Genomic DNA, 17,699 nt, shown 5'->3' on the forward strand with positions numbered 1-17,699 from the left:
AGGGGACAGCATGAAGTTGAAGATCACGCATGAAACGACCTATCGCTATGATACCCCGGTGCAGGCGCTGGTGCAAAGCCTGCGGCTGACGCCCTCGGTCTATGAGGGGCAGCGGGTCGGCGAGTGGAGGATTTCGGTCACGGACGGCCAGCGCGGCGCGGCTTTCCGCGACGGTGCCGGCGACTGGATCGAGGGCTGGACCGTGCGCGGCCCGGTCGAATCCGTCACCGTCTGCATCGAGGGCGTCATCGAAACCCGCGACACGGCGGGCGTCCTGCGCGGCCATCGCGAGAACGTGCATCCGTTGGTCTATTTGCGCGATACGCCCGCGACCAAGCTTGACGAGGGGTTGATCGAGCTGGCCGAGTCGATTCAGAGCGACGAGGCGCTTGACCTGGCGCACAAGCTCTCGGCCGCAGTCAGCGAGGTGATCGCATATAGCCCCGGCGTGACCGAGGCGTCGACCTCGGCCGCCGAGGCATTGGCGCTGGGTCAGGGGGTCTGCCAGGATCACGCCCATGCGCTGATCGCCTGCGCGCGGCATCGCGGCCTGCCGGCGCGCTATGTCTCGGGCTATCTGCATTCCAGCCAGAACGGCACTCCGCATGACGCGGCCCATGCCTGGGCCGAGATCCATGTGGGCTCCCTGGGCTGGGTCGGCTTCGATGCCGCCAATGCCTGCTGCCCGGATGACCGCTATGTGCGGCTGGGCTCGGGGCTGGACGCGCAGGACGCCGCGCCGGTGCGCGGCATGGCCTTTGGCCAGGGTGTCGAGGCGCTGGACGTGTGCGTCCATGTCGAAGAGGTGCAGCCGGGCCAGTCCCAATCCCAAAAGAGCGGCGGGCAGTTCCAGGATCAGGCGCAGAGCCAGCGCCAGCAATAAGTGAAGACACCAGATTGCCAAGGCGCGCGGCTGGACCTATCAGTCGCGCGCGATTCTTATGCGGACCGGGTGCGGGCGATGACCTATTGCGTCGGATTGAAACTGAACGAGGGGCTGGTGCTTTTGTCCGATACCCGCACCAATGCCGGGCTGGACAATATCTCGACCTATCGCAAGATGTTCTTCTTCGAGGAACCGGGCGAGCGGGTGATCGCGATCATGACCGCTGGCAGCCTTTCGGTCACGCAGACCACGCTGGGCCGCTTGCAAGAGGCGATCGACGACCCGGATTCGGACGGGACCACCTCGATCATGAAGGCCGGCTCGATGCTTCAGGTCGCGACCATCATCGGCGAGACGCTGAACCGCACCCGGCGCGAGATTTCCGAGCAGTTGCGCGAGCTGAGCCAGCAGGCCAGTGCCAGCTTCATCGTCGCGGGCCAGCGCCGTGACGGCGACATGCGGTTGTTCCTGATCTATCCGCAGGGCAATTTCATCATGGCGACCGATGACACGCCCTTCCTGCAAATCGGCGAGCATAAATACGGCAAGCCGATCCTGGACCGCGTGGTCAAGCCGGGCACCAGCCTGGGCGACGCGCAAAAGGCGGTGCTTCTGTCGATGGATTCGACGCTGCGCTCGAACCTGTCGGTGGGGATGCCGCTGGATCTGGCAGTGATCCGCAAGGACGATCTGCGCGTCAGCTTCAAGCGCCGCATCCAAGAGGGCGACCCCGCCTTCATGCAGATGTCGCAAGCCTGGTCGGCGGCGCTGCGCGACAGTTTCGTGAACATCACCATCTAGCCGGGCCGGGCCAGCAGCCCGCGCAGTTCGTAAAGCATGTCCAGCGCCTGCCGCGCGGTCATGTCGTCGGGGTTCAATTCGCGCAGCCGCGCCTCGACGGCCGAGGGCTGGGGCTTGGCGGCCGGCGGCGGCGGTGGGGCGGCCGCGCGGAACAGTGGCAGATCGTCCAGCAGGGCGGCCGGTCTGGTCCCTCCTTCGCGCGCGCCGCTTTCAAGTTGATGCAGGATTTCCCGCGCCCGCTCGACGACCAGGGGTGGCAGGCCCGCAAGCCGCGCGACCTGCACGCCATAGCTGCGATCCGCCGCGCCCTTGCGCACCTCGTGCAGAAAGATCACCTCGCCCTCCCATTCGCGCACGGCGACGGTGGCGTTCTCCACGCCCGGCAGGCGGGCGGAAAGGCTGGTCATCTCATGGTAATGGGTGGCGAAAAGCGCGCGGCAGCGGTTGCGGCCGTGCAGATGCTCCATCACGGCCCAGGCGATGGAAAGCCCGTCCCAGGTCGCCGTGCCGCGCCCGATCTCGTCCAGGATCACCAGCGCGTGGTCGTCGGCCTGATTCAGGATCGCGGCGGTCTCGACCATCTCGACCATGAAGGTCGAACGTCCCCGCGCCAGATCGTCCGCCGCGCCGACGCGGCTGAAAAGCTGGCTGACAAGGCCGATATGGGCGCGGCTGGCGGGCACGAAGCCACCCGCCTGCGCCAGGATCGCGATCAGGGCGTTCTGGCGCAGGAAGGTCGATTTGCCGGCCATGTTCGGCCCGGTCAGCAGCCAGATCGCCGGGGTTTCGTCCGCCGTCAGGGCGCAGTCATTGGCGACGAACGCCTCGCCCTTGCGCTTCAGCGCGCGCTCCACGACCGGATGGCGGCCACCTTCGATCAGGAAGGCGCGGCTGGCATCGACCTGGGGCTGCACCCAGCCCTCGCCCGAGGCGAGGTCGGCGAAAGCGGCGGTCAGGTCGATTTCCGCCAGTGCGCGCGCCGCCTGGCCGATGGGACCGGCGTGGTCCAGGACGGCGCGGGTCAGGCGGGCGAAGATCTCGCGCTCGATCTCCAGCGCGCGGTCGCGGGCGTTCAGGATGCGGGTTTCCAGTTCCGAAAGCGCGACCGTGGTGAAGCGGATCTGGTTCGCGGTGGTCTGGCGGTGGATGAAACGCTCGTTCAAGGGCGCGGCCAGCATCCGCTCGGCATGGGTCGAGGTGGTTTCGATGAAATAGCCCAGCACGTTGTTGTGCTTGATCTTCAGGCTGGGGACGCCGGTTTCCGCGATGTAATCGGCCTGCATCCGGGCGATGACGCCGCGCCCTTCGTCGCGCAGGGCGCGGGTCTGGTCCAGATCCTCGTCATGGCCCGGCGCGGTGAAGCCGCCGTCGCGGGTCAGAAGCGGCGGCTCGGCCACCAGCGCATCGTCCAGAAGATCTATCAGCGCGTCATGCCCGGTCAGGTCGCGGGCGGCCTCGGCCAGAACGGCGATTTCGTCGCAAGCCAGCATCGCGGCGATGGCGGCGCCCTGGGTCAGCCCGGCACGGATCGCGGCCAGATCGCGCGGCCCGCCCCGGTCCAGCGCCAGCCGCGACAGGGCGCGGTCCATGTCGGGGGCGCGGGAAAGCGCCTCGCGCAGGTCGGCGGTCAGGCGCGGGTCGGCCAGCAGATGCGCGACGGCGGCCTGGCGGGCATGGATCAGCGCCAGATCGCGCGAGGGTGCGCTGATGCGCCGTTCCAGCAGCCGCGCGCCGCCCGCCGTCACCGTGCGGTCGATCGAGGCCAGAAGCGACCCCTCGCGCCCGCCGGAAAGCGCCTGGGTCAGTTCCAGATTGCGCCGGGTCGCGGCGTCGATCTGCATCGCGCCCCCCGCCGCTTCGCGCAGGGGCGGGCGGATCAGCGGCATTCTGCCCTTCTGGGTCAGCTCCAGGTAATCCGCGATGGCGCCCATGGCCGAGAGCTCCGCCCGGCTGAAGCTGCCGAACCCCTCCAGCGTCTCGACTTGGAACAGCGCGCAAAGCCTGCGCATCCCCGCGGCGCTGTCGAAGCTGCCGGAAGGCAACTCGCTAAGCGCGGCCCCGGCCTCGCGCGCGATTTCGTCCAGGCGGGTGCCCTCGCATGCCAGAAGCTCGCGCGGGGCGTGGCGGGCCAGTTCGGGGGCAAGGCGCGCAAGCGGGCAGGCCATGACGCGGAACTCGCCCGTGGAGATATCGATCCAGGCCAGCGCGCTTTCCTCGCGCAGCGTGGCGAAGCTTGCCAGGAAATTGTGCCGCCGCGCTTCCAGCAGCGATTCCTCGGTCAGTGTGCCGGGCGTGACCAGCCGCACCACGTCGCGGGCGACGACCGATTTCGGCCCGCGTTTGCGCGCCTCGGCCGGGTCCTCCATCTGCTCGGCGATGGCGACGCGAAAGCCTTTGCGGATCAGGGTCAGCAGATAGCTTTCGGCGGCATGGACCGGGACGCCGCACATCGGGATCGGCTCGCCCTGATGGGTGCCGCGTTTCGTCAGCGCGATGTCCAGTGCCGCCGAGGCCGCCACCGCGTCCTGAAAGAACATCTCGTAGAAGTCGCCCATGCGATAGAACAGAAGCGCCCCCGGATTGGCCGCGCGGATCGCCAGATACTGCGCCATCATCGGGGTGGGTTGATCGCTCATCTTTCGTCCTGTGCTTGCCGTCACGCCGTTCTAGGGGATGGCGCGCGCGATGCAAACCTGTCACGGCGGCGGTAGAGAAATCCGATGACACTCCCGCGTTCATGCGGCATCGTGCGCCCAGATTCGAGGCGAGGAAAAATGATCAAGGCGTTGTTCTTGGCGGCGCAAATCTTTCTGTTCGCGGCTGCGGCGCAGGCGGCTTGCCCTGATGTATCTTTGATGCAGAACGCGGCGCGGGGCTGGATCGCAGGGCAAAGGCTTCCCGATCCGCTGGTCTGGAACTATCAGGACGCGCGCTGCGCCTATGACAGCTTCCGGGGCGTGCTGGAATCGCAGCTTGGCCCGCCGGTGGGCGTCAAGGTCGGGCCGACCTCGCTTCAGGCACAGCGCCGCTTCGGGGTAAGCCAGCCCAATACCGGCCTGTTGTTCGCGCCGATGCTGGTGCCGAACGGCAGCAAGCTGAGCCTCAAGGGCAGCCGCCAGCCCTATTATGAGGCCGATCTGGTGGTGACGGTGGGCGATGCCGCGATCATGCAGGCCCGCACCCGCGCCGAGGCCGCCGCCGCCCTGTCCGAGATCCGGCCCTTCATCGAGCTGCCCGATATGGCGCTGGGGCAGGGGGTGACGCCGACCGGGCCGCTGCATGCCGCCTATGGCGGCATGCCCTGGCGGGGCGTGCTGGGCAAGGGCATCCCGGTGCGCGAACTTGCCGATCCCGTGGCTGCGCTGGCCGAGATGAGCGTGGCGCTGAAGGTCGATGGCAAGCCCGTCATCATGTCGCGCGGGGATGTGCTGATGGGCCACCCGTTGGACGTAGTGCTGTGGCTGGTGGCGCAGCGCAGCTATGAACTGAAGCCCGGTTCGATCATTTCTCTGGGCAGCTTTGGCCGTTTCGGCCCCGCCACCCCCGGACGCCGGCTGGAGGCCGAATATGAACTGGCGGGGCGTCCGATGCGGGTCTGGGTGACGCTGGTGCCCTGACTTCAGAAATAAATTGTTAACAAAAATGTGTCGTGCCGCCCAGGACATAGGGCATGGGGCGGTGGCGGGCGGTTCTTCATATTTTTTTCAATAAAATACAATGTGCTGCATAAGGTGGGGCGTGCCTTTGCGTCTTTGACCGGGCATTTGGTTTTGACCTGTCCGGCAAGAACTGCCCAAAAGGATAGCTCTCTATATCGTGGGGTTGTGCGGTAGATCTGCGGCTTGTCGTAGACGCGACTCGATGGCTGGATTGACAAGGGATTTGCGGCCGTCTGTAACGAGAAAGTATTGGGGGATTTTATGAGTACTGTTCCGGGCGGGTCAGGTGCCGAGTATTACGAAGGCACCTCCGATGCGGATTCGATCTTCGGCGGCGGGGGCGATGACACGCTGCTGGGGCTGGCCGGGAACGACACGATCGACGGCGGCGAGGGCAGCGACTCGATCGACGGCGGCGAGGGCGCGGATTACCTGATCTGGGAAGGCTCGTCTGATGGTGGCGATTCTGATGTCGTGATCGGCGGCGACGGTCATGTGCCGGTCTATGATGGCCAGAATGTGACCGAAGTGACCGGCTCGGAAAATTACACTTTCGATCCCTATAATCATAATGGCGGCGATACTCTGGCCCTGAACCTGGATTCGGACAGTGCGGTGACGCTGACCTACAGTTCGACCGAGGCCGGGACGGCGACCGACGCGAATGGCAATACGGTCGAATTCAGCGGTATCGAGCGTATTATCCTGGGCGACGGCGACAATACGGTCGATGCCTCGGGGGCAGAGATCATCTATCAGGACGGCGCCGATCACTACGTTGGGATACGGCTGTATTCCGGCGCGGGCGACGACACCATCACCGGCAGCGACGGCACCGATTACATCGACAGCGGCGACGGTGACGACATCGTTTATGGCGGCGACGGCAATGACGTGATCGAAACCGGCGGCGGCGACGATTACGCCTATGGCGAGGACGGGGATGACGGCTTCCGCTGGGGCGATGGCAGCAACGACACGGACATCGGCAATGACTATTACGATGGCGGCTCGGGCTCCAACACGTTGAATGCCTGGCAATACTCGACCGACGGATCGGGCGTCCATGTCGTATTGGACAGCGACAGTTCGGGCGACATCGACGCGCTGGGTAACGCAGAAGGCCATCTGCGTTTCGAGAATTTCTCAAACCTGCGCACCGGCGTCGGCAATGACATTATCGACGGCCGCGATTCCAATGTGGACGGGTATCGCGTCTATGCCGACTCGGGCAACGATCTGATCTATGGCAGCGGCGGTGACGATACGATTGAAGGCGGCGAGGGCGCGGATACCATTATCGGCGGCCAGGGCAACGACTTCATCTCGATGAATGGCGACATTTTTGCCAGCACCAGCCTTCCTGATTCCAGTGTCGATACGCTGGTTCTGGAGGATGATTTCGGCTCCGATACCGTGCGCGGCTTCTCGTTCGGCGAAGAGTTGGACTCATCGGGCAATACCACGCCCGCTGATGTGCTGGATGTCAGCGGCCTGACCAATAGCGATGGCGATCCGGTCCAGGTCGGCGATGTCGTGGTGCGTGCCGATGTCGATCAATATGGCAACAGCTTCGCTGTCATCGTCTTCCCGAACGGGGAAGAATTGTGGATGCAGGGCGTCGATCCCGACAGCCTGACCCCATCGCGCCTGCATTCGATGGGCATTCCATGCTTTTGCCGGGGCACGCTGATCCATACCGAGCATGGCGATATCGCGGTCGAGGAACTGCGCGTCGGCGATCTGGTCGAGACCCGCGATCACGGACTGCAAGCCGTGCGCTGGATCGGAAGCCGTGCGCTGGACCGTATCGATCTGGCCTTTATGCCTCGGCTGCGCCCGATCCGCATCAGTGCCGGCGCTTTGGGCAACGCCCTTCCGCGGCGCGATCTGCTGGTTTCGCCGCAGCATCGGGTGCTGGTGCGCTCGGCCATCGCGCAACGCATGTTCGGCGCGGATGAGGTTCTGGTCGCTGCCCGGCAATTGCTGGATCTGGACGGGATCGATGAGCTTGCCGTCGAGGCGGTGGAATATTTCCACATCCTGTTCGAGCAGCACGAGATCGTCTTCTCGGAAGGGGCCGAGACCGAGTCGCTCTATACCGGCGACGAGGCGATCAAGGCGTTGGGCGAGGCCGCGCGGGACGAGATCTTTACCCTTTTCCCGCAGCTTCGCCAGGCGCCCGCCCAGCCGGCACGCCCCTTTGTTCCCGGCGCCAAGGCGCGGCAAATGGTCCAGCGTCACCGGCGCAACCACAAAAGTCTGGTGCAGGGCTAAGCCCCGTATCGGGGGCGCCGCCGCGCGCCCCCGGCCATTTTTTCAAGCATTTGAGGTATTCCCTGCCGGGCTGTGTCCCGCCGGGCGCTGGTTTCCGGCGATTTCGGGTTGTGCACGCATATCGCTTGCCAAGCTCCGCGCATGGGGGTTGTGATCCAGGCCGCAGGCTTCGCCTTCCGCAAAGGACAAGATCATGGCCGACATGCCCGAACTGACGCTTTTCGCTGCGGTTCCCGCTGCCCGCGTGGCCGATGGGCGGCTGTTGCTGGATGACAAGTTCGTCTCGGGGATGAGGCTTCACGCCGCGCAATGGGATGGGCCGGTGCGCGCGGTCATGCGCGATCTGGGCTCTGGCTCCTTGCCCTTCGCCTCGCCGGTCGATCCTGGCGCGCTGGGGTTTCAGGTCACGCTGGTCGCGCCAGATGCGCCGCTGACGCAGGCGCTGGGGCAGGCGCCGGGGGTGATCCTGATCTCGGCCGATATGGTGGATCAGCTCGATCTGGTCGCTGCGGCGCATGCGCGTGGACTGAAGGTCGTCTGCGGCATCGAATACACGCTTGAGACGCGGCTGCGCATCGCGGGGCTGGAACGGGGCCGCAGCCTGCCGAAAAAGCTGTGGTCGATGCTGTGGAACCTGCGGGCCGAGCATGGCCGCCGCGCCGCGCTGCGCCAGGCCGACGGTATCCAGATGAACGGCTTTCCCGCCGAGGCCGCCTATGCAAAGCTGAACCGCAAGCCCTTGCGTTATCTTGATAATCGCATGTCCGCCGAGATGTTCGCCTTGGCCCCCGAGATGGAGGCGCGGCGCCTTCGCCATGCCGAGGGCCAGCCCCTGCGGCTGATCAATTCCGGGCGGCTTGAGCCGATGAAGGGTGCGCATCTGCTGGTGCCGCTGGCGCTTGCGCTGCGCGAAAGGCAGGTGCCCTTCACGCTAGACATTTATGGCGCGGGCAGCCTTGAGGATGAGATCCGGCGCGGCATCGCCGAGGCCGGGCTGGCCCAGGTCAGCCTGCACGCCCCCGTGCCGTTCGAGACCGAACTGGTCCCGATCTCGCGCAGCCGGGCCGATATCTTCGTCAGTTGCCATGTGCAGTCCGATCCCTCTTGCACCTATATCGAGGCGATGGGCTGCGGCCTGCCGGTGGCGGGGTTCGCCAATCACATGCTGCGGGCGCTGGTCCAGGACAGCGGCGCCGGCTGGTGCGCGCCCATGGGGGATGTGGCGGCCTTGGCCGGGCAGATCGCCGCGCTGGCGGGGGACCGCGCCGGGCTGATCGCGAAGGCCGAGGCGGGGTTGGACTATGCCCGCCGCCATGATTTCCACGCCGAATTCGCCGCCCGGATGCGCCATCTGGCGCAGGTGGTCAGTCCTTAGGACCCTGCGAGCGCAGCCGCCAGGCGGCCGCGGCATGGGCGGGCAGGATCGTGAAGCCCTTGGCATAGCGTTTCGCCAGCCGGCGCGGGTTCGACATCATGCGCCAGAACCATTCCATCTTGATCCGCCGCATCAGCTTCGGCGCGCGCGTCTGGTGCCCGGACAGGAAATCCAGCCCCGCCCCGATCGAGGCGAAGCCCACATTCCCCAGCGTGTCGCGGGCGCGGATCGAAAAGATCTCTTGCTTGGGCGCGCCGAGTGCAAGGAAGCAGAGACGGGCACCGGATTGGCGGATTTTCTCGATGATTTCGGCGCCCTCGGCGCCTTCCGGGTCGAAAGGAAAGCCCGGCGCATGGGTCAGCGCCAGCTTCAGGCCCGGCACGCGGGCCTGCATCTCGGCCCCCGCCAGTTGCAAGGATGCGTCGTTCGAGCCGATCAGCGCGACCGGCAGGCCCTGGCGCGCGGCCTCGTTCGCCAAGGGCAGCACCAGGTCCGAGCCTGGGGCCAGTCCCACGGGCCTTCCCGCCAGCCGCGACAGCCAGACGATGGGATTGCCGTCCGCGCAAACCAGATCCTGCGCGGAATAGGCGATTCGGAATGGCTCCTCTTCGCCCAGGCGTTGCAGGTGGTCCACGTTGATGGTGGCCAGGGCAAAGCCCCGGCCTTGCTGAAGGTGAAGGCGCGCCTGCTGTAGAACCGCCTCGGAACTCGGACAGTTGATCCGAACGGCATTGCCGTCAGGGAAGCTGAATTGCATGATGGGAATTGTTTTTCCGGCCTAGATCATGGGCAGGATGTGCCGTAGGTCGCGAAAATGCAACCTTTCCCTTCGGCGCATCGCGAACCGGGTCAATCGATGGAGTTGAATTTTGCCCGCATTCGGCTTGATGATGCTTTTGACCTGGCCGGTCGTGACCGCGATGATCTTTGCGCGGATGGATAAGCAGCGGGCCGTGGTCTTCACCATCATCTGCGGCTATCTGGTGCTGCCCCCGGTGATCGACATCGACCTGCCGCTGTTTCCCAGTATCAACAAGGCGGTGATCCCGGCGCTTTCGGCGGCGTTGATGCTGCATCTGCGGCGGGAGTTGCCGCGCGACGCACCGATGCCGCCCAAGATGGGGCTGTTCGTGACGCTGCTGCTGGCGATGAATTTCACCGCTCCGCTCCTGACCACGATCACCAATCCCGATACCCTGTTCGACGGCATCAACGTGCGGCCGGGCATGTCGCTGCTCCAAGGCATTGGCGACACGATGATGCAGGCCGCGCAGCTTTTGCCGTTTTTCCTGGGCTACCGCATGCTTTCGGACCTGCGTGGGGCCGAACTTCTGCTGCGCACCCTGGTCGCCGGGATCCTGTGTTATAGCGTGCTGATGCTGTTCGAACTGCGGTTCAGCCCCCAGATGAACATTCTGGTCTATGGCTTTTTCCAGCACGATTTCGTCCAGACGATTCGTTATGGCGGCTATCGCCCCATCGTCTTCCTTGAGCATCCGCTTTGGGTCGCCCTGATCACCATGCTGGCCTGCCTGTCGGCGATCACGATGGCGCGGGTAAACCCCGCCCGCAAGAACGTGATGATTGCGCTTTACCTGTGCTGCCTGGTGGTGCTGTGCAAATCCGCCGGCGCCCTGATGGCGGCGCTTATGGCGGCGCCTCTGATCACCTTGGCCCGGCCTCGCGGGATGGTGCTGGTCGCGGCGCTGGTGGCGCTGGTGGCCTTCGCCTATCCGACGCTGCGCGCGACGCCTCTTCTGCCGGTGCAAGGCATCGTCGACACCGCCATGGCGATCTCGCCCGAGCGGGGCCGCTCGCTCGCCTTCCGCCTGATCAACGAGGATCGGCTGATCGTGCGCGCACTGGAGAGGCCGCTTTTCGGCTGGGGCGCCTGGGGGCGTTCGCTGTTTTATGACGAGCATGACGGCAAGCTCAGTTCGGTGCCGGATGGACAATGGGTGATCTGGCTGGGCTCGCGTGGGGTTTATGGCTATCTGGCGCAGTTCCTGCTGCTTTTGGCTCCGATTTTCACGTTGTTGCGTGCCATTCCCGGCGGGCGTGCCACGCGCCGGAACCCCGAACTGATCATGATGGGCTGCCTGTCGCTGATGCTGGCGATGAACTGTCTGGACCTGATTCCGAACGCCACCCTGACGCCGGTGACCTGGCTGATGGCCGGCGTGCTCTGCGGGAATGCCCGCAGGCTGCTCGTTTTAACGCCACAACCTCAGGTAGATCTCTCAGTGACGGGGGTTCTGCCTAAAAAGGCAGGCATTCAGACGGTTTTATAAGTTGGTTGGCGGGCCAGGATTCGCTATGCCGGATACGCGCGCCAGTTGTTAAAGTATTTCCGCTATCAGCGGCGTTGATGAGTCTTAAGGAGATTGCCATGGCCCATGACGAAAGTCAGGTCTCGGAAAGCGATATTGCGATCGTCGGGATGGCCGCCCAGCTTCCAGGCGCGGCCCATGTCGGCCAGTTCTGGGACAATCTCTGCGCCGGTGTCGAATCGATCCAGCGCGTGCCCGCGGCGGATCTGATCGCGCGCGGCGAAAGCCGGGCGCGGATGTCGGACCCGAATTACGTCCCCTCGGCGGCGATCCTTGACCAGTTCGACGGGTTCGACGCGGAATTCTTCGGCCTGTCGCCGAAAGAGGCGGCGATCATGGATCCCCAGCATCGCAAGTTCCTGGAAACCTGCTGGCACGCGCTCGAAGATGCCGCCCACGCGCCAGAGCGGTTCGACGGCAATATCGGCGTCTGGGCCGGTTGCGGCATGGGCAGCTATTTCTATTGGAACGTCTGCTCGAACCGCGATCTGGTCGATGGGGTCGGGCATTTCCTGTTGCGTCATACCGGGAACGACAAGGATTTCCTGTCCACCCGCGTCAGCCATGTCTTCGACCTGACCGGGCCTTCGATCAACATCCAGACGGCGTGCTCGACCTCGCTGGTGGCGATCCATATGGCGTGCCAGTCGCTGCAATCGGGCGAAAGCGACATGGCGCTGGCGGGCGGCGTCACCATCGAGATGCCGCATGGCGTCGGTTATCTCTATAAAGAGAATGAGATTTTGTCCCCCGACGGGCATTGTCACGCCTTCGATTACCGCGCGCAAGGCACGGTCTTCGGCAGCGGCGCGGCGGTGGTCGTGCTGCGGCGCCTCAAGGATGCCATCGCGGACGGGGATCATATCTGGGCGGTGATCAAGGGCACGGCGATCAACAATGACGGCGCGGCCAAGGCGGGTTACCTTGCGCCCAGCGTCGAAGGCCAGGCCCAGGCCATCGCCGAAGCGCTGGTGATGTCGGGCGTGAATTCGGACAGCATCGGCTATGTCGAATGCCACGGCACGGGCACCGCCCTGGGCGACCCGATCGAGGTGGCGGCGTTGAACCAGGCTTACGCGCGCGTCACGGACGGCTCGCGGCCGGGGCCTTGCCGTATCGGCTCGGTCAAGACCAATATCGGCCATCTGGACACGGCGGCGGGCAGCGCGGGGCTGATCAAATCGGCCATGGCGGTGCATTACGGCCGGATCCCTCCCAGTCTGAACTTCGACCGCCCGAACCCCGCCATCGACTTCGAGGGGGGGCCGTTCGAGGTCAATGCCGCGCTGTCGGATTGGCCGCTGGCCGGGCCGCGCCGGGCCGGGGTGAATTCGCTGGGCGTGGGCGGGACCAATGCCCATGTGGTGCTGGAGCAGCCTCCCCTGCTGCCCGCCTCGCAGGAATCGGACTGGCCCTTCCAGATCATCGCGGTCTCGGGGCGCGGCAAGGCGGCGCTGGACGCGAATTCCCAGGCCATGGCGGCCTGGCTGCGGGCCAATCCCCAGGCCGATCTGGCCGATCTGGCCTTTACGCTGTCGCAGGGAAGGCGGTTGTTCGACCGCCGCCGCGTGCTGGTCGCCCATGACACGGCCGAGGCGGCGGAACTGCTGGCCAATCCCGATCCCCGGCTGGTCTTCGACCACCAGCTTGTGGCCGAGGGGGCCGAGCCGGTCTTCATGCTTCCGGGCGGCGGCGCGCAATATGCCGGCATGGCGCGCGGCCTTTACGAGACCGAGCCGGTCTTCCGCGACTGGATGGACCAGGGCCTCGATCACATGGCGCGGGTGCATGGCGAGGATCTGCGCGCGCTCTGGCTGCCCGAACCGGGGGTGCAGGCCGAGGCGGACCGCCGGCTGCTGCAACCCTCGCTGCAATTGCCGCTGCTGATGATCACGGAATATGCGCTGGCCCAGCTTTGGATAAGCTGGGGCGTGCGCCCGACCGCGCTGATCGGCCATTCCATGGGCGAGAATACCGCCGCCTGCATCGCCGGCGTCATGTCCTTCAAGGATTGCATCGGCCTGGTGCGCCTGCGCGGCCAGCTTTTCGACCGGGTGCCGGCGGGGGGGATGCTTTCGGTGCCGCTGGAACCGGCCGAATTCCAGGCCGAGCTTCAGGATCTGGGCCTGGACCTTGCCGCCGTGAACGGGCCGGGCCTTTCGGTCGTCTCGGGGCCGGATGCGGTGCTGGACCAGTTCGCGGCCCGCATGAACGCGCGCGAGGTCGAATGCCAGCGCATCGCCATTTCCATCGCCGCGCATTCGCGCATGCTCGACGGGATTCTGGCGGAATTCCGGGCCTATCTGGCCTCGATCCCGCTGAACGCGCCGCAGATCCCGATCATCTCGAACCGCACCGGCCAGCCCCTGGCCGTGGCCGAGGCGCAAAGCCCCGATTACTGGGTCCAGCATCTGCGCGGCACGGTGCGCTTCGCCGATGGCATCGCCCATCTGGCGCAGAACCCGGACCGCATCTTCCTTGAGGTCGGGCCGGGCCGCGCCATGCAGGCCATGGCCAAGGCCCATTCGGCGGTGAATGCGGGCCAGGTCATCTCGACCCTGCGTCACCGCGACCATGAAACCCCGGATGATGCCTATTTCATGGCGGCGCTTGGGCGGGTCTGGGCCTGCGGGGGCGAAATCGACTGGGACCAGATCTGGGGCGGCGCGCGGCGCCAGCGCCTGTCGCTGCCGGGCTATCAGTTCCAGCGCAAACGCTATTTCATAGAACGCTCGACCCATGCCGTGCCCGAGGCCGAGGCGGAACTGGCCCGGATCGATGACCAGGCCGCCTGGGGCTGGCGCCCGGCCTGGAAACTGGCCTCGCCCGCGCTGGAAATCGGTCCCGCCGGCCCGGTGGTCACGGGCCGCAAGACCTGGCTGATCTTTGCCGACGATCTGGGTCTGGGAGAGCGGCTGGCCACGCGCCTGCGCGAGTTGGGCCAGACGGTCGCCACGGTGCAGATCGCCGACAGCTTCGCCGATAAGGGGCAGGGCCGCTTTACCCTGCCGGTCGAAACCGACCGCGAGGGCTATGAGATGCTTCTGGCCGCCCTTGCCGCGCAGGAGATGGCGCCGCAGCGCATCCTGCATCTGTGGTCGGTGACGCAGGGCAACCAGTTCCGCGCCGGCTCAAGCCTGCTCAACAGCCAGTTGGAGCGCGGCTATTTCAGCCTTCTGCACCTGGCCCAGGCCATCGGGACCGAGATGCCCGATGCGAAGCTTGACCTGATCGCGCTTTGCAACGATGCCCTGCGGGTCGCGGACGAGCCCGCCCCGGCGCCCGAAAAGGTGACGGCGGCGGGACCGATCCGCACCATGCCCCATGAGATGCCGCAGCTTTCGGCGCGGCTGGTCGATATCCGCCTGGGCGACAAGCGCAGCCTGGACGCGATCCTGCCCCAGCTTCTGGAAGAGGCGCTGGCTCCGATGGGTGCCGCCGCCGTTGTCGCTTGGCGCGACGGGCGCCGCTTTGAACAGTCGCTTGAGCGGGCGGAGCTTGCCGATGACGGCATGGCGGGCATTCCGCAGGGCGCGGTCTGCCTGATCACCGGCGGTTTCGGCGGCATCGGCCAGGCCATCGCCCGCGAACTGGCCCCGCGCGGCGCCAAGCTGGCGCTGACGACGCGTGGCCCGGCGGATGCCGCCCCGGTCCTGGCCGCGATCAAGCGCCTTGAGGCGCTGGGGGCCGAGGTCGTGGCGATCCGCGCCGATGTGACCAGCCCCGAGGATATGGCCCGCGCCGCCGCCCAGGTGCGCGCGCGCTTCGGCGGTCTCGACGTGGTGCTGCATGCGGCGGGTGTGATCCGCGACAGCCTGATCGCGGCCAAGACCGACGACGACAGTTGGGACGTGCTGGCGCCGAAGCTGCTGGGCACCCGCGCGCTGATCGAGGCTTTGGCCGACAATCCGGCCAAGCTGACCGTGCTTTTCGCCTCGACCTCCTCGGTGATCGCGCCGGCGGGGCAGGCGGATTATGTGGCGGCGAACGAATATCTGAACGCGGTGGCGCGCTCGGGCCCCGCCGCCTTGGGCCGCACGGTCGCGGTGAACTGGGGGGTCTGGGCCGATACCGGCATGGCCGCCCGCGCCATGGGCGTCGATCAGGCGCCCGCGGCGGGCGCGCATGTGGACCAGCCGCTGCTGGATGAGGCGATGCCGGTGCCCACCGGACGCGAATTCCGCACCGCCCTGAAGATGGAGCATTGGATCATCGGCGGCCATAAGACCGCCTCGGGTCAGGCGCTTATGCCCGGCACCGGCTGGATCGAGATGATCTCGGAGGCGGCGCTGGAATCCGGCCTGTCGCTGCCGATCATCATCCGCGAGCTGGAGTTCCAGCGGCCCGTGCTGGTCGAGGATACCTCGCTTGTGATCACAAGGGTCGAGCCGGCCGGGGATGCGCTGCGCGTCACGATCCTGGACGATCCGCAGGGCACGCCCAACGTCACCGCGCTGATCGCCCCGCTTGAGGAACTGTCCCCCGCGCCGCTGAGCGCGGCGGGCGGCTGGGACCATGACGCGCAGGGCGATGCCATCGCCTCGGCGCAGGAACGGCAGATGGATTTCGGGCCGCGCTGGAAGGTGCTGCGCCGCTATCGCATCCGCGCGGGCGAGGGCATGGCCGAGCTATCCCTTGCCCCCGAATTCGCCGCCGAGCCGGATCAGGGCTGGCTGACCCATCCGGCGCTTCTGGATATCGCGACCGGCTGGGCGATGGAACTGATCAAGGGCTGGACGCCGGATGCGCTTTGGGTGCCGATGGGCTACCGCTCGATCCGGCTTTACCGCCCGCTGCCGGCGCAGGTCGTCAGCCATGTGCGCAATGCGGGCGAGAATACCGATGCGCTTGGCATGGCGCAGTTCGATATCACCCTGGCCGCCCCCGACGGCACCGTCTGCGCCGAGATCCGGGGCTTTGCCCTGCGCAAGCTGATGGCGGCCATCTCGGCCCAGTCCAAGGCGCGGGTGCAGTCCCGCAGCATGTCCCCGGCCGAGCGGCGGCTGCACCACAATATCAGCCAGGGGATTCCCGCGGCGGTGGGACCGGCCATGCTGAGCCGGGCGATCTCGACCGGGTTGGCGCAGGTCTATGTCTCGTCGCTGGACCTGCCCGCGCTGATCGCCGAGGCGGCGGTGGTCCAGGATGCCGGCCCGTCCGAGGGCGGGTTCGAGCGGCCCGATCTGGACAGCGATTTCGTCGAGCCCGCGCCCGGCATCCAGGCCGAACTGGCGCAGATCTGGTCCGAGCTTCTGGGCATCGCTCAGGTCGGCGCGGCGGACAGCTTCTTCGATCTGGGCGGGCATTCGCTGATCGCGGTGCGCATGTTCGGCCAGTTGCGCAAGAAATTCGACGTGGATTTCCCGATCTCGACCCTGTTCGAGGCGCCGACGATCGCCGAGCTTGCCGCGCTGATCGAGGAAAAGACCGGCCCGCGCGAGTTGGTGCGCCCCGAGAACGTGCAGGATCTGCCCGTCTCGCAGCGCGCCAAGCGGCGTTTCCTGGTCGATATGGGCGGGCGCGGCAATGGCACGCCCTTCTTCATCGTCGCGGGGATGTTCGGCAACATCATGAACCTGCGGCAATTGGCGCAGCGCGTGGGGGCGGATCGCAAGTTCTTCGGCCTGCAAGCGCGGGGCCTTCTGGGCGACGACAAGCCGCATGAAAGCTTCGAGGAGGCGGCACGCGACTATATCGCCGAGATCCGCGAGGTGCAGCCCTGCGGCCCCTATCTGCTGGGCGGCTTCTCGGGCGGCGGGCTGACCGCCTATGAGATGGCTCGGCAATTGCGCGCGGCGGGCGAAGAGGTGGCGATGCTGGTCATGCTTGACACGCCGCTGCCCCTGCGCGAGCCGTTGAGCCGCAAGGACCGGCTGCTGATCCGCCTGGGCGAGATGCGCGAGGGGGGGCTGGACTTTTTCAAGGACTGGGCCTCGGCTCGGATCCGCTATGAGATCAGCCGCCGCCGCAAGGCGCAGGCACTGGAAGCCGGCGCCGAGGCGGCCGATGGCGCCTTCCACGACCTGGCGATCGAGGCGGCCTTCCTGAGCTGGCTTCCGGGGATGAAGATCACGCCCTGGGACGGCCCGGTCGCGATGTTCCGCCCGCCGCTGGATCGGCGCTGGAAGGTCTCGGGCGGGCGCCATGTGACCACCGGGCGCGAATATCTGCTTGAGGATAACGGCTGGAGCGCATGGATGCCCGGATTGCAAGTCATCGAAGTGCCGGGCGACCATGATTCCATGGTGCTGGAGCCCAATGTGCGGCGCATGGCGAGCGTGCTGCGCGAGCTTCTGCGCGAGGCGGACGTGGACGCCACCGCCCGCGCCGCCGTTCGTGCCCAGGCAGCCGAATAGATCATGGAGAATGAT

Annotated in this window: 9 protein-coding genes; 7 read left to right on the top strand and 2 right to left on the bottom strand. The window is 66.3% G+C overall.

All coding sequences use genetic code 11. From position 1 onward, the window contains the following. Positions 1-10: 10 nt before the first annotated feature. Together QM682_RS01505 and QM682_RS01510 are read left to right on the top strand one after the other, a co-directional pair. On the top strand, positions 11-883 hold the full coding sequence (locus QM682_RS01505) for a transglutaminase family protein (RefSeq protein WP_415126374.1): 873 nt from the start codon (positions 11-13) through the stop codon (positions 881-883). A 78-nt stretch (positions 884-961) separates the two neighbouring features. Beyond that, positions 962-1,687, top strand: a complete 726-nt coding sequence (locus QM682_RS01510) for a proteasome-type protease (protein ID WP_415126376.1) — start codon at positions 962-964, stop codon at positions 1,685-1,687. On the opposite strand, the gene mutS is transcribed toward QM682_RS01510, so the two are convergent. Beyond that, positions 1,684-4,323 carry a DNA mismatch repair protein MutS gene (gene mutS, locus QM682_RS01515; RefSeq protein WP_415126378.1) on the bottom strand — a complete coding sequence of 880 codons (2,640 nt, stop codon included), beginning with the start codon at positions 4,321-4,323 and terminating at the stop codon, positions 1,684-1,686. The two genes, QM682_RS01510 and mutS, sit on opposite strands and share 4 nt — an antisense overlap. A 219-nt stretch (positions 4,324-4,542) precedes the next feature. Between mutS and QM682_RS01520 the strand changes: the two genes are divergently transcribed. From QM682_RS01520 to QM682_RS01530, 3 genes are all read left to right on the top strand, one after another. Then, the gene (locus tag QM682_RS01520; protein WP_415126380.1) at positions 4,543-5,304 is read left to right on the top strand and encodes a fumarylacetoacetate hydrolase family protein; all 762 of its coding nucleotides are present in this window, start codon (positions 4,543-4,545) and stop codon (positions 5,302-5,304) included. 303 nt (positions 5,305-5,607) lie between these two features. Further along, on the top strand, positions 5,608-7,623 hold the full coding sequence (locus QM682_RS01525) for a Hint domain-containing protein (RefSeq protein WP_415126382.1): 2,016 nt from the start codon (positions 5,608-5,610) through the stop codon (positions 7,621-7,623). Positions 7,624-7,816: 193 nt separating this feature from the next. Continuing rightward, on the top strand, positions 7,817-8,998 hold the full coding sequence (locus QM682_RS01530) for a glycosyltransferase (RefSeq protein ID WP_415126384.1): 1,182 nt from the start codon (positions 7,817-7,819) through the stop codon (positions 8,996-8,998). On the opposite strand, the gene QM682_RS01535 is transcribed toward QM682_RS01530, so the two are convergent. Further along, positions 8,988-9,755 (bottom strand): WecB/TagA/CpsF family glycosyltransferase, encoded by a 768-nt coding sequence (locus QM682_RS01535; RefSeq protein WP_415126386.1) that lies wholly within the window; start codon positions 9,753-9,755, stop codon positions 8,988-8,990. The genes QM682_RS01530 and QM682_RS01535 overlap by 11 nt on opposite strands. A gap of 130 nt (positions 9,756-9,885) precedes the next feature. Between QM682_RS01535 and QM682_RS01540 the strand changes: the two genes are divergently transcribed. Both QM682_RS01540 and QM682_RS01545 read left to right on the top strand, forming a co-directional pair. Further along, a complete protein-coding gene (locus QM682_RS01540) occupies positions 9,886-11,289 on the top strand; it encodes a hypothetical protein (RefSeq protein ID WP_415126388.1) in 1,404 nt (467 codons plus the stop codon). A 98-nt stretch (positions 11,290-11,387) separates the two neighbouring features. Then, complete coding sequence (locus tag QM682_RS01545) at positions 11,388-17,684, top strand: type I polyketide synthase (protein WP_415126390.1); 6,297 nt, start codon at positions 11,388-11,390, stop codon at positions 17,682-17,684. The last annotated feature ends 15 nt before the right edge of the window (positions 17,685-17,699 follow it).

Source organism: Paracoccus sp. (in: a-proteobacteria), assembly GCF_047605025.1.
Taxonomy (GTDB): domain Bacteria; phylum Pseudomonadota; class Alphaproteobacteria; order Rhodobacterales; family Rhodobacteraceae; genus Paracoccus.